General features: G+C 72.7%; 9 protein-coding genes and 1 pseudogene. 7 read left to right on the top strand and 3 right to left on the bottom strand.

Annotation, left to right across the window (positions count from 1 at the left end; all coding sequences use genetic code 11):
* From QFW77_RS13435 to QFW77_RS13415, 5 genes are all read left to right on the top strand, one after another.
* The coding region (locus QFW77_RS13435; protein ID WP_280575278.1) for a hypothetical protein at positions 1-2,537 on the top strand (2,537 nt) is incomplete at its 5' end.
* A gap of 228 nt (positions 2,538-2,765) precedes the next feature.
* Positions 2,766-4,103 (top strand): acyltransferase family protein, encoded by a 1,338-nt coding sequence (locus QFW77_RS13430; protein WP_280575277.1) that lies wholly within the window; start codon positions 2,766-2,768, stop codon positions 4,101-4,103.
* 182 nt (positions 4,104-4,285) lie between these two features.
* Complete coding sequence (locus tag QFW77_RS13425; protein WP_280575276.1) at positions 4,286-4,741, top strand: hypothetical protein; 456 nt, start codon at positions 4,286-4,288, stop codon at positions 4,739-4,741.
* A gap of 176 nt (positions 4,742-4,917) precedes the next feature.
* Positions 4,918-5,265 (top strand): nuclear transport factor 2 family protein, encoded by a 348-nt coding sequence (locus QFW77_RS13420; protein ID WP_280575275.1) that lies wholly within the window; start codon positions 4,918-4,920, stop codon positions 5,263-5,265.
* 99 nt (positions 5,266-5,364) lie between these two features.
* Complete coding sequence (locus QFW77_RS13415) at positions 5,365-5,757, top strand: YciI family protein (protein ID WP_280575274.1); 393 nt, start codon at positions 5,365-5,367, stop codon at positions 5,755-5,757.
* Between the two features lie 135 nt (positions 5,758-5,892).
* Here QFW77_RS13415 and QFW77_RS13410 read toward each other — a convergent pair whose 3' ends face one another.
* Positions 5,893-6,738, bottom strand: coding sequence for a LytTR family DNA-binding domain-containing protein (locus QFW77_RS13410; RefSeq protein ID WP_280575273.1), 846 nt, complete (start codon positions 6,736-6,738; stop codon positions 5,893-5,895).
* A gap of 355 nt (positions 6,739-7,093) precedes the next feature.
* Between QFW77_RS13410 and QFW77_RS13405 the strand changes: the two genes are divergently transcribed.
* Complete coding sequence (locus QFW77_RS13405) at positions 7,094-8,305, top strand: acyltransferase family protein (RefSeq protein ID WP_280575272.1); 1,212 nt, start codon at positions 7,094-7,096, stop codon at positions 8,303-8,305.
* 363 nt (positions 8,306-8,668) lie between these two features.
* Here QFW77_RS13405 and QFW77_RS13400 read toward each other — a convergent pair.
* Positions 8,669-9,571, bottom strand: a pseudogene (locus QFW77_RS13400) (manganese catalase family protein); the annotation flags it as partial.
* A gap of 485 nt (positions 9,572-10,056) precedes the next feature.
* On the opposite strand from QFW77_RS13400, the gene QFW77_RS13395 reads away from it, so the two are divergent.
* Complete coding sequence (locus QFW77_RS13395; protein WP_280575271.1) at positions 10,057-13,014, top strand: S8 family serine peptidase; 2,958 nt, start codon at positions 10,057-10,059, stop codon at positions 13,012-13,014.
* An 82-nt stretch (positions 13,015-13,096) separates the two neighbouring features.
* Here QFW77_RS13395 and chaB read toward each other — a convergent pair whose 3' ends face one another.
* Positions 13,097-13,324, bottom strand: a complete 228-nt coding sequence (chaB, locus tag QFW77_RS13390) for a putative cation transport regulator ChaB (protein ID WP_280575270.1) — start codon at positions 13,322-13,324, stop codon at positions 13,097-13,099.
* Positions 13,325-13,384 lie beyond the last annotated feature (60 nt).

Below are 13,384 nucleotides of genomic sequence, written 5' to 3'. Positions count from 1 at the left end.
CGCCCCCGCCGCCCACCCGGACCAACCTGCAGGCGGCCGATGCCGCCACCGCCGACCGCTCCGTCGCGCAGATGACGCCGGAGCAGGCAACGCAGCTGCAGGGCGAAGTCGACGCGATGCCGCAGGCCGAGCGCACCGACCTGCTCAACGACCTGGCCAGCAAGCTGCAGGCGCCCCAGCTGGTGCGCCTGAACGACATCTTCGGCGCCGACGCGGTGCGCGAGGCGGTCGAGACCCGCAGCAGCGCGGTGGCGCGCGAGGGTTATCTCGAGACCACCGGCGCGGCGCCGGACCGGCCCGAGGCGCCGGAGGGCTCCGGCGACAGCAGCGCCGAGCAGGTCGAGCGCGCCCAGGCCGACTACGAGGCGCGCGTCGAAGGCCAGGGGATCCTGTCGCAGGGCCAGCTGGGCGAGCTGATGATCGAGCACCAGGGCGATCCCGCCTACCTGGCCGAGCTGGTGAAGCTGGCGCAGGAGGACGGCACCCTCGACGCGGTGGTCAACCCGATGTACGGCGGCCTCTACGAAAAGGAGGGCGACAGCTACGTCCGCAGCGGCGACTACGACGACCGCGGCGACGCGCTGCGTACGGCGTTCGATACCGCGATCGCCGCCGCGATCGACCGCGGCACCCTCACCGGCGCGCAGCTGCGCGAGCTGGGCGTGCACAGCAGCGGCTGGCAGGACGTGGCGGCGCGCGCCGGCGTGGGCCAGGTCGGCGCCACCGATGCCACCCGCACCACCAGCACCGAACTCGACGGGCTGGTCGACGGCTACGACGACGCCGTGGAAGACACCGAGCGCCTGGATCAGGAACTCGGCGGGCTGCTGGCGCAGGCCGGGCCGCTCACCCCCGAGCAGCAGGCCGCCTTCGTCGAGGCGTTCCGCAACGACCCGGAGCACAAGCCCACCTACGACGCCAAGATCGAGGCGACCCAGGCGCTGGCCGACTACGTGGCCGAGAACCGCGACGCGGTGCTCGACGCCGCGGTGCGCGACCCGGAGGTGGCGCAGCAGGTGCACGACGCGATCGTCGCCATGGCCACCGACGGCCACGGCGTGCAGGCGCTGGAGCTGCTGGCCGAGATCCAGCGGGTGCCCGATTCCGCGCTCGGCGAGGCCTTCGCCGGCTTCACCGACCTGTCCGGCGACGTGCTGACCGACGCCGCCTCCTCGGCCATGTCGGAACTGCTGGCGCGCAACGACGGCAGCGTGACCGCGGCGCAGGCGCAGTTCACCACGCTGATGAATTCGTTCGCCCAGGGCATCCCGGCCTGGGGCGGCTACAAGGACTTCAGCGACGGCAACAAGCTGCTCAACGAGTTCGCCGACGGCAACTACCGCGCGATCGATCTGTACAGCCGCCAGTACGACGAGTCCAAGCCGCTGTTCCGCGCGTTCGCCGCGGCGGGCGTGGTGCTGGGCGCGGTCTCGGCGGCGGAGGCCGGGCGCAACGAGGACTACGTCAACGCCATCAGCGGCTTCGCCCAGGGCGGCGAGAACGCGGCGCGGCTGGTCGCCGGGGCCACCACCAGCCTGTCCGACACCGGCCGCCTGGCGCAGCACGCCGGCGACTTCGGCCGCTTCGCCACGCGGCTGGCGCCGGGGCTGGGGCTGATCGCCAGCTCCACCTCGCTGGTCAACAGCATCGAGCAGGCCTCCGACGGCAACGTCGGCTACGCGATCGCGGTGGCCGGCGACGTGCTCGGGGTGCTCGGCAGCGCGATGGAGCTGATCCCGGTGACCGCGCCGGCCGGCTTCATCGTTTCGGGCATCGGCGCGCTGGTCAACGGCATCGGCTCGTTCATCGGCGAGATCATCAACGGCAACGAGCGCCGCGAGGACCTGGAGCGCTACCTCACCGAGGCCGGCGTGGATCCGCAGATCGTCGGCGAGCTGGCCTCCACCGGCAAGGCGCTGTTCGAGATGAGCGATGCGCTGGGCATGAGCCCCGAGCAGCTGCAGTCGCTGATCGCCGCGCATCCGGAGATCGCGTCCTCGCCGGGCCACGTCGGCGTGTTCCAGGACACCGCGGCGGCGGCCGGGCTGCAGGGCGCCGAGGTCGAGGCACTGGCCGACCGCATGGCCCAGGACGATCCGAACTTCGCCTGGGAGCTGTTCGGCGTGGCCGGCACCTACACCAACCCGTCTGCGGAAGGGAAGGCGGCGTTCCTGCGCGACCAGCTGGAGATCCGCTTCCCGGGCGCCGCCGAGTACGCCGAAGCGCAGTCGCCGGAGCTGTTCGGCGCGGCCGCCGAGCAGCGCGAGCGCGCGGTGGCGGACTACGAGCGCGAGGGCTTCACCATGAACTGGGAGATGTCGCTCGGCAACCGGCTGGCCGACAACACCGACCCCGCCTACCGCGCCGAGATGATCGGCAAGCTGCAGGAGGACGGCCGGTTGGAGATGTGGGCGCAGTTCCTCGGCGGCTACGGCGACAACTGGGCCGATGCCGCGCGCCAGTCGCTGACCGACGCGGTGGCCGCCGGCACCGTCACCCAGTCCGAGGCCGACGCGGCGCTGGCGCACTTCGGCTGACGGCGCAAGCCGCCGCCGCGTGCGGCGGTCCCTCTGCAGGAGCGGCCGATCGCCGAAGGCCGCGGGAGGCGCCGGTCGGCCGGGCGGTGATTCCGGGCGTGCCCGACCGCGCCGGTTTTCGCGTGCATGGCACGCTCCTGCGGGGAGCGAACACTCCTGCGGGCGGAAAGGCCTGCTCCATTTGCTAGCCTGCGCGCATCCAGGCGCAGGATGGAATGGGGGCGGGGCTTGAACGACGGCGCGGCTGCGGAAGTCACCGGTGACGGCCTCGACGAGCCCCGCGACCGCTATCCCGACGCGCTGCGCGCCGGCGCGCTGCTGGTCGTCGTGCTCGGCCACTGGATTGCGACGCTGCCGCGGCTCGAGGGCGGGCGCGTGGTCGGCACCGAGCATCTGCTGCGGATCTGGGAATCGGCCGGCGCGCTCACCTGGGTGGTGCAGGTGGTGCCGCTGTTCGTGTTCGTCTCGGCCGCGGTCAGCGCCGATGGCGTGGCTAGGCGGCTGGCGGACGGGCAGCGCCAGCGCCACTGGTGGGCGGGGCGGGCGCTGGGCCTGGCGCGCCCCACGGTGACCTACCTGGCGGTACTGGCGGCGCTGGCGCTGGGGGCGCTGGTCGGCGGCGGCCGGCTGCTGGCGTCCTTCGACACCTCGCTCACGGTCCATCTCTGGTTCCTGGCGATGCTGCTCGGGGTGCAGGCGCTGCTGCCATGGTGCGTGCGCGCCGACCGCCGCTTCGGGCTGAAGGCGGTGGCGGCGCTGGTGGCGATGGCCGCCGCCGCGGACCTGCTGCGCGCCGGGGTGCGCACGCCGGGCGATCTGCTCGAGCTCGGCGCGCACGTATCCGCGAATCCGGGCGGGTTCGGCTGGCTCAACATGCTGCTGGTGTGGCTGGTGCCGCAGCAGCTGGGCATCGCCTGGAAGCGCGGCCGTTTCGCCGGCCCGTGGGCGGGCGCGGGGCTGCTGATGCTGGGCGTCGCGTGGCTGCTGGCGGCGATCGCCAGCGGCTATCCGGTGGCGATGGTGGGCGTGGGCCTGGCCGGCAACAACATGCTGCCGCCGACCCTGGCGCTGGTCGGGGTGATGTGGCTGCAGGTCGGGCTGGTGCTGCTGGCCGAGCGGCCGGCGCGGCGGTTCCTGGCCGGGCATTCGGTCGCGCGCGCCGTGGCGGTGCTCGGCGCGCTCGGGATGCCGCTGTACCTGTGGCACAAGCTGGTCGAACTCCCGGCGGCCTGGCTGGGCGAACGCCTCGGCGTGCCGATCGACGCCGGCGACCCGGGCATGGCGGGGTTCTGGACCGGGCGGCTGCTCTGGATCCTGTTGTGCGCGCTGATGGTGGCGCCGGTGATGGCGGCGGTGGTCGGCTTCGAAATGCGGCGTCGGCGCGACGTCGCCGCTGCCACCGGCACCGGCGCGATCGTGGCGGGCGGGCTGGCGCTGCTCGGCGGCCTGGCCGCCAGCCTGGCACTCGGCGCGTGGCCAGGTGCGTTGATCGGCCTGGCCCTGGTGGGCGTGGCCTCCTGGCTGTTGCGGGCGCGGCCGCGGCCGGCGCCGGGTGCCCGGGAATAGCGAACCGGGGCCGCCATCGCCTGGCTGGGCGGCAGGACAGAAAGGCGCCCGCCTCGGCGGTCGGAGGGTCCCTGGCCGAAGCCGCCAGGATCGGGCCGTGGCGTGCACTGCGCCGATCGAACGCGATTTTCGTCGCGGTTGCGACTCGAAGTAAGCTTGGGCGATCCGCCGAGGAAGCCGCCATGTCCCCGATCTCCACCCCGGACCAAAAGCCCGATGCGTCGGTCGAGGCCGGAACGGGCACGCCGCAAGGCCTGTCAGCAGCTCCGGCGGATGCCGCGCCCGCGCCGTCGCCCAAGCCACCCGCCGAGCAGGGCGGCCCGACGCTCGAACTGGTCGCGCTGGCCCAGCTGTGGGCGGACCAGTTCAGGCACCTGGCGACGCTCAGCGTCGCCGGCGCCGGTGGCGTGTTGATCCTGATGCAGGCGGAGTTGATCGAGGCCGATGCGAAGTGGTGGTTGCCGCTGGGGCTGTTCGTCACCACCGCGGTGTTCGCGATGTACGGGCAGATGGGCATCGTGGACGGTGCCAGCTCGGGCAAGAAGCCCGCGCTGCTGGCGCAGCTCACGCGTGGCATGGCGACGGCATGCCTGGGCGCCGGCGGCGGTTCGGCGATCGCGATTCTGCTCAACACCTGATGGGTGCATTGCGGCGCAGCGGCGGACACTCGCCGGCCTGCGGGTGCGTGCCCGGCCCACGCCTGCGGTCCTGCCCGTCTGCTTGCCGACGCGCTAGCGACCACCCGCACTTCACTGCGAGTTGAAGCGTGGGCGGGGCATCATGCGCGCATCCAGGCAACCACGGGAGCACGCGGGTGGACGAAGAGGAATTCTGGTCGATGGAGCGCGGGTTCTGGACCGGCGACGCGGCGTTCTACGATGCGCACCTGGCCGATGACGCGGTGATGGTGTTTCCGGCGCCGGCCGGGATCATGGATCGCGCGCGCACGCTGGAGACGATCCGCTCGGCGCCGCGCTGGCGGCAGGTGGAGATGCGCGAACGGCGACTGCTGCCGGCCGGCGACGGGGCCGTCGCGCTGGCCTACCGGGCCAGCGCCGATCGCGGCGAAGGCGACCCCTACGAGGCGCTGTGCGGATCGGTGTACACCCGCACGCAGCAAGGCTGGCGGATGGTGATGCACCAGCAGACGCCGGCAGGGTAGCGCCGGCGCCTTCGCGCGACCGGGCGCCGCCGCCGCGCACTGCGGTGCGCGCAGGCGCCGCGCTATCCTTGCCGGCCGCCATCCGAGGAGCCGCACCCCGTGACCGGGAAACCGCCGAAGTCCGAGTATCTGGTGCTCTCCCGCGGCAAGTGGGATCCGCAGCTGCCGCAGGAGCGCATCCAGGGCGCGATCGACGCCTTCTACGTCTGGCACGATCGCTGCGTGGCCGAGGGCAGCATGCGTGCCGGGCAGCGGCTGCAGCCCGGGGGCCGCACGGTTTCGCGCCGCGGCACCACCGATGGCCCGTTCGCCGAGAGCAAGGAAGTGATCGGCGGCTACTGGACGATCCTGGCCGCCAGCCTGGACGAGGCCGCGGCGCTGGCGGCGCAGAACCCGTGCATCGCCTGCGGGCTGGAGTTCGAGATCCGGCCGATCGAGCCGGCGCGCGCGCGCGCGGACGTGTTCGCCAACGAGACGCCGCTGAGCGGGTAGGGCGCCTCCGCCTCGCGCCGTGGCGACGCCGGCGAACGGCCTGGCGCCGGGCCGGGCTCGAGCCCGAGGCCGGGGTCGGGAGTGCCGCTGGCCCCCAAAAGCGGATCGCGGTCCGGGGCGTTCCTCGCGCACGGCCTAGGCCAGCCGCTCCTTCAGCGCCTGCCGGTAGCGCCGGCTCACCGCGACCACGCCGCCGCCGTGCATATGGGCGCGGGCGTCGCCGGTGTCGAACGGCTCGATCTCGCGAACCCGGTCGAGGTTGACGATGGCGCTGCGGTGCACCCGCGCGAAGCCCTGGCCCTCCAGCCGCGCCTGGATCCCGGCCATGGTCTCGCGCAGCGGGTACAGGCGCTCTCCGACGTGCAGGGTGACGTAGTTGCCGGCGGCCTCGATCCAGTCGATGTCGTCCACCCGCACCAGGAACTCGCGGCCCAGCTTCTTGATCAGGAAGCGGTCGACGACCGGCTCTGCGGGGCGGTCCTCGCGGCCTTCGGTCAGGAACCCGGCCTCGCCCTGCCAGCGCCGCAGCGCGAACCGGTAGAGATACAGGATGGCCAGGAAGTATCCGTAGGTGCGCACGTCCTTGAGGTATTCGTAGCCCAGCGCCACCCGCCAGTCGCCGAACCGGTAGTCGTAGCCCATTGCCGCATACGCCAGCTCGCGCAGCGCCACCATCGCGGCCACGTGCAGGAGCGAGAACGGCACGCTGAACGCGAGGTGGGCGAGGGCGCTGCGCCGCACCCGCCCCCGCTCGAGCGGGAAGCGCCGGTCGACGGCCACCAGCAGCGGCACCAGGGCCAGCAGCGCTACGGCGCTCGAACATTCCCAGACCCAGGGCTCCCAGCGGGCGATGGCCAGGTCGGAGCGGGCCAGGTCGATATTGGTGGTGATGCTGTTGGCGACGGCATGCACGCCGACGATCAGGATCCAGAAGGCGGCCTCGTACAGGCGGCGGTGCTGGAGGTAGGTCTGCGGCTGCACGGCGGTTCCGTCCGGGCGGGCCATGGCCCGGCGGGCGCAGTCTAGCCCGGCGGCGCCAGCCGGGGCAGGCACCGCGCCGCTCGTCCTCGCAGGAGCGTGCCAAGCACGCGAAAGCCCATGCGCTGTGCCATGCCCGGAATCGCCGCCGCTGGGCCGGAGCGACCCGCGGCCTTCGCGGCCATGGGGCCGCTCCTACAGGCACGCGCCGGGGTCGCTCCGCGGCGCGCATCGCGGTCACCGCCGGTCCCTGCCCGCCACCGCTGGTCCCACCCGCCCCGCGTGGCGTCCCTGCGGGCTTTTTCCGGCGTGCGGGCGACTGCAGGGTGGTGCCCCCGCACCGGAGCGAACCACCGCCATGTCCGCCATTTCCGTCCCACCACCGGCCCGCCGCCACGATATCGATGCGCTGCGGGTCCTCGCGTTCGCCCTGCTGATCCTCTATCACTGCGGCATGTTCTACGTGGCGGACTGGGGCTGGCACATCAAGTCGGCCCACGTCGCCGAGTGGCTGCAATGGCCGATGCTGATGGTCAACCAGTGGCGGATGTCGCTGCTGTTCCTGATCTCGGGGCTGGCGGTGAACTTCCTGCTGCGGCGCAGCGCCCCCGGCGCGTTCGCCTGGAGCCGGGCCCGCCGCCTGCTGGTGCCGCTGCTGTTCGGGATGGCGGTGGTGGTGCCGCCGCAGGCCTACCTGCAGGCGCTCTCGAACGGCGCCTTCGCCGGCAACTACGCCCAGTTCCTGCTGCACTACTTCACCTTCCGGCCGTGGCCGCCGGGGGCGTTCGACGGTTCGCACGTGGGCATCACCTGGAACCACCTGTGGTACCTGCCGTACCTGCTGGCCTACTCGCTGCTGCTGGCGGCGCTGCTGCCGCTGCTGCGCGGTCGCGCCGGGCGCGCGCTGCGCGAGCGCTTCCGCGGCCTGCGCGGCTGGCGGCTGTGGCTGCTGCCGGCGCTGCCGCTCGCGGTCGCGACCTGGCTGCTGTCGGCGCGGTTCCCCACCACCCACGACCTGGTCCAGGACTGGCACAGCCACGCGATCTACTTCGCGATGTTCCTGTACGGCTACTGGATCGGCGCCGACGAGGAACTCTGGGCGGAGCTGAAACGGCGGCGCTGGTGGCTGCTGGCGGCGGCCCTGCTCGCGTTCGCGGCGTTCCTGTGGCTGCTGTTCAACACCCGGCCTGGGCCGACCCCGGCGCGGGCGCTGTTCGATCTGGTGCAGCGGCTCAACGCCTGGACCTGGATCCTGATGGTGCTGGGCTGGGGCCACCACCTGCTGAACCGGCCGTTCCGCTGGCTGGCCTACGCCAGCCAGGCGGTCTATCCCTGGTACGTGCTCCACCAGACCATCATCGTGGTGGCGGGCTACTGGCTGGCGAAGCTGGCGCTGGGGCCGGTGGTCGAGCCCGCCCTGGTGGTACTGGCCACCGTGGCCGGCTGCCTGCTGATCCATGAGTACGGGATTCGCCGGGTGCGGGCGCTGCGGCCGCTGTTCGGCGTTGCGGCTGGTGGGCGCGCGTCGCCTCCGGACGTGGCGCGCGCCTCGTGCGCCTCGGCTTCCTGATCGAGGCGCCCTCGGCCGGCGTGTGGGCATGGCGGTCTCGGCAGCGATGCCGGCCTTCGCGGCCATGGGCCGCTCCTACGGAGGGCTCCCGCGTCGCGGCAAGTGCCGGGGCCCCCGTAGGAGCGTGCCATGCACGCGAAAGCCGGTGCGGTCAGCCACGTCCGCGACCCCGCCCGGCTGGCCGGAGCGCTCCGCAGCCTTCGCGGCGATGGGCCGCGCCTACGGGTGGGCCGCGCCGCGGGAGACGCCCCGCAGGGCGCCTTGGCGCGCCTGCGGAGGCACCGGGGTCCGGCGCGATCAGCCGCGTGGTTTCTTGGTGGCGTTGCCCTTCGGCTTGGCCGGCGCCGCGGCGACCGCGGGCTCCTTCACCGGCGTGGTCAACGCCATCGTCCCCGGCGCCTTGCCCAGCTCGATGCCGGTCACCGGGTTGGCGCCGGGGTCCGAGGCGGTGCGCTTGGCCATCGCCTCCACCACGCCCTTCTCCTTGCGGCCGAGCTTCACCGAAGCGGTGCCGTCGCCACCGCCGGCGGCAACGAAGCTGGCCGGATCGCCGTCGGCGTAGCGGAAGTTCTCGTCGCTGTTCCAGGGCCCGCGCATGTCGCCATCGCCCTGCGAGGTATTGACGTACATCTCCTCGAACTCGGGCATGCCCGCCAGCTTGCCGGGCGGGAAGTTCGGCTCCATCGAGTACAGCGCCTTCTCGAACGACTTCTGGTGCGACATCTCGCGGGTCATCAGGAAGCCGAGCGCCTCCTTCACCCCGGGATCGGTGGTCACGTTGATCAGCCGCTCGTAGACGATCTTGGCGCGCGCCTCGGCGGCGATGTTGGAACGCAGGTCGGCGGACGGATCGCCGATGCTGTCGATATAGCCGGCCGTCCACAGCATGCCGCCGGAGTTGGTGAGCGCCGGGCCGCCGCCGTACAGCACCTGGGTGACGTGCGAATCGTTGCCGGCGCCCTGCAGCGAGCGGAACAGCTCGGCTTCCTCCTCCACCCCTTCGGCCAGCCGGCCCTTGGCGCCCTTGTTCAGCATCGCCACGATGGTGCCGATCACTTCCAGGTGGCTGAGTTCCTCGGTGGCGATGTCGAGCAGCATGTCCTTGCGGCCCGGATCGTCCTCGGCAAGGGCCTGGGTGAAGTAGCGCATCGCCGCGGCCAGCTCGCCCTGCGGGCCGCCGAACTGTTCGAGCATGAGGTTGGCGAGGGCCGGGTTGGACTCGGATATGCGGACCGTGTACTGCAGGCGCTTGTTGTGGGAAAACATTCGGATCTCCGTCTTGTCGAGGCGAGCGGTTCCGCAGGAACGCGGGCCGTGTGATGCCTGTTCGGGTGTCCGAGTGTTGGCGCGCGCCGGTCAAGACATTGCGAATTGCGCGCACAATTTTCTGAATGCGTTGCCGTTTTCTCGGCATCGCCTGATGCGGCGGCGGACGGGCCGGGCGGGCCGGGGCGAGCGCATCGCGGCTCCGCAGGAGCGGCCCATGGCGGCGAAGGCCGCGGCGGTTCCCGACCCGGTGGGCGGCGATCCGGCCACGGCCACCGCGCCGGCTTTCGCGTGCATGGCGCGCTCCTTACGAGGCGTCCGGCCTCGTGTCTAGGCGTCGCGCCGCCGCGGGTCGATAGGCGCACTGCGTCACGAATACGCACATCCGACCCCACCCAGTGCCCATTTTCGACGCCTGCCGCTTCAGTCGGGACGGGTTTTGCCGATCAGTGGCGAAGACAACCTGGAAGCGGTGGAGCGACATCATGGTGTTGGAATCCCGGCGGATCCGCCGCAGTGCACTCGCGGTCGCGGTGGCGGCCGTGCTCGCCTTCGGCGTGAGCGCGTGTGGGGGCGGCGGTGGCGGCACGCGTTCCGATCCGCCGCCGGCGGTGCCGGGCGCGCCCGACCCGGCCCCGCCGCCGTCGGATCCGCCGCCCGAGCCGGATCCCGATCCGGAACCCGAGCCCGAGCCGGAGCCGGAGCCCGATCCGGAGCCCGATCCCGATCCGGAACCCGGCCCCACCAGCCGCGAGCCGCCGGTCAACGTGCACCTGGTCGGCACCGGCGTCGACATCGCCCGCGCCGCCGGCTTCACCGGCAGCGGCGCGGTGATCGGCGTGGTCGACAGCGGCGTCGAGCGCGAGCATCCGGCGCTGGCCGGGCGGGTGCTGCACAACGAGGTCTACGTCGACGCCGACGGCAACGACCTGTCGGTCGACGACGTGCTCGGCCACGGCACCTGGGTCTCGCAGGTGATGGCGGGCGCGCAGTTCGGCGAATGGCCGGGCGGCGTGGCGCCCGGTGCCGGCATCGTCTCGGCACGCATCCTCTCCGACGAAGCCACCAGCGGGCTGCAGGAAGCCGGCGACGCGGGGCACGCCATCGGCTCCCCGGAATTCCTCGCTCTCATGCACGCCGACCTGATCGCGCACGGCGTGCGCATCATGAACAACTCCTGGGGTGGGCCGACCTGGGAGATGGGCGGCAACACCGCGCTGTACGCCGGCGCCTACGAGCCGTTCGTGTTCGACAACGACGGCCTGGTGGTGTTCGCCACCGGCAACGACGGCCTGGCCGACCCCGGCGACCTGGCGCGCTTGCCGAGCAAGGGCGGCGATCGCGCCGCCGCGCTCGAACGCGGCTGGCTTGCGGTGGCCGCGCTGGACAGCGCCAGCTTCGCCTACGACGGCGAAATGAAGCTCTCGGAATACTCCAACGCCTGCGGCGTGGCGATGCGCTACTGCCTGGTCGCGCCGGGCGAGGTGATCGTGACCGGCGCCGACGACACCGCCGACGCACCGAGCTACTGGATCGTCACCGGCACCTCGTTCGCGGCCCCGCAGGTCAGCGGCACCGCGGCGCTGGTGTGGGAAGCCTTTCCCTGGTTCGACAACGACCTGGTACGGCAGACGATCCTCGGCACCGCCACCGACATCGGCGACGCCGGCGTGGATGCGACCTTCGGTTACGGCCTGCTCGATGCCGGCCGCGCGGTGGCCGGCCCGGGCCGCTTCGACTGGGGCGACGTGGTCGCCGACTTCGCGCTGCCGGACGACCAGACCGTCTACTACTGGGACAACGACATCGCCGGCAGCGGGGGCCTCACCAAGCGCGGCAGCGGCGCGCTGGTGCTGACCGGCGAAAACGGCTACCTCGGCGGCACCCTGGTCGAGGGCGGCGTGCTCGGCATGTACGGGAGCCTCGGTTCCGGTGTGCAGGTCGGCGCCGGCGCGGGCCTGGTTGGGCTCGGCGGCGTCGGCGGGAACCTGCACAACGCCGGCCTGGTGGGCGTGGGCGGCCTGCCTTCGGACCAGCAGGCGCTGCGGGTCGACGGCGACTACACCCAGACCGCCGATGCAGTGCTGGCGGTCGAGCTGGGCGTGTCGCTGCAGGTCGCCGGGACCGCCACGCTCGACGGCGGCGGCCTGTTCGTCGCCGGCGCCCGGCCCGGCTACACCCCGGCCGGGCTGGTCAACGTGCTGAGCGCCGAAGGCGGCCTGGACGGTACCTTCGACACCTTCGGCTACGACGCCGAGCGGATCTTCCTCGAAGCCGAGATCGTCTACGGCAGCGGCAGCGTCGACCTGCAGGTGGAGACCTTCGACGCCCTCGCGCTGTCGGCGCTGGGCGGCTTCGATGCCTCCACCACCGCGTCGGCCGAGCGCGTGGAAGGCGCGTTCCGCTACCTCGATGCGCTGCTCGCGCGCGGAGACGCCACTGCACTGCCGGAGGGCTTCGTCGGCGCCGCCGGCGCGGTGCAGCAGACCGCCTCGATGGCGGAGGCGCAGGCCACCCTGCAAAGCCTGTCCGGGGAGGTGCATGCCGCCAGCTCCGCGCTGGCGTTCGAGACCATGGAGGCAGGCGCACGCGCGCTGTCGGCGCGGCTGGACCGCCTGCACCGCGATGCGCGCGCCAGCGGCAGCTGGTCGCAGTCGCTCGGGCTGCACGGCGCCCAGGGCGCCGGGCTGGAATTCGATCTGGACGGCGGGCTCTCCGGCCACGACGTGCGGGTCGGCGAGTCCGGCTTCGCCGGTGTGGCCTACGGGCAGAGCCACGGCCAGGCGCGCGACGCGGCCGGCGGCGACAGCAACCGCGGCCGCGGCAGTTCGGCGCTTGCCTACGCCGGGTTCGCCGGCCAGGCCTGGTACGCTCAGGGCGGCGCCGGCGCCGGGCGCTTCGACCAGGACGTGCGCCGCACCCTGCGGTTGGGCGCGGCGCTCGACGGGGTCCAGACCAGGTACTCGGGCAGCTTCGCCAGCGTGCACGGCGAAGTCGGCTATCGGCTGCAGCTGGGCGCGACCCGTCTGTCGCCCTTCGTCGGTGCGCAGTATGCGCAGGTGCACCGCGACGGCTTCTTCGAGCACGGCGGCAGCGGCTTCGGCCTGCGCGGCGATGCGGCGGCGACCTCGCGCTGGCAGGCGCTGGCCGGCGCGCGCGCCGCGCGGACCCTGCAGCTGGGCGGCCAGCGGATCGAACTGGAAGCCCACGCGCAGTGGCAGCAGACCGTCTCGGCCAGCGGCGACGCGTTCCGGGCCAGCTTCACCGGCATCGACGACTGGCGGCCGCTGGCCACCGGCCTCGACGACCGCGGCGGCCTGTTCGGGCTGCGCCTGGCGACCGCGCTGTCTCCCCGCACCTGGTTGCAGATGGACTACCAGCAACGCTTCGGCGGCCAGAGCGCCGCACGGATGATGTCGGCGTCGTTCCGCTACGGCTTCTGAGCCGGCGCGGGCCGCCGGGCCGGCGATCCTCCGGGCCTGGCGAAACGATGGCACGCCCGGTGCCGGCCGCAGCCGGCGCCGGCTATTTCGGGTGCCACTTGTCGTCGTCGCCCTTCTCGTATTTCTCTTTCACCGCCGCCCACGCCACCCGGTGCGAGGTTTCCTCGCGCGAGGCGTCGCCGCGGCGCTCGTCCGGATCCGCGTACTGGTCCCAGGCGCTGTTGAAGGCCTCCTTGTAGATGTCCTGGGCATGCGGAGGCAGGTTGTCGCGCACGGCGTCGGGCAATTCGCTGGTGCTGTCGTAGGGCATCGCGCTTCTCCGGTCGTTGCGGACGGCCGATCCTGCGACAGTCGCGGTGACTGCCTCGTG

The organism is Luteimonas endophytica (genome assembly GCF_029887875.1).
GTDB classification, from domain to species: Bacteria; Pseudomonadota; Gammaproteobacteria; order Xanthomonadales; family Xanthomonadaceae; genus Luteimonas; species Luteimonas endophytica.
This window is presented reverse-complemented; position numbering and strand designations above follow the sequence as displayed.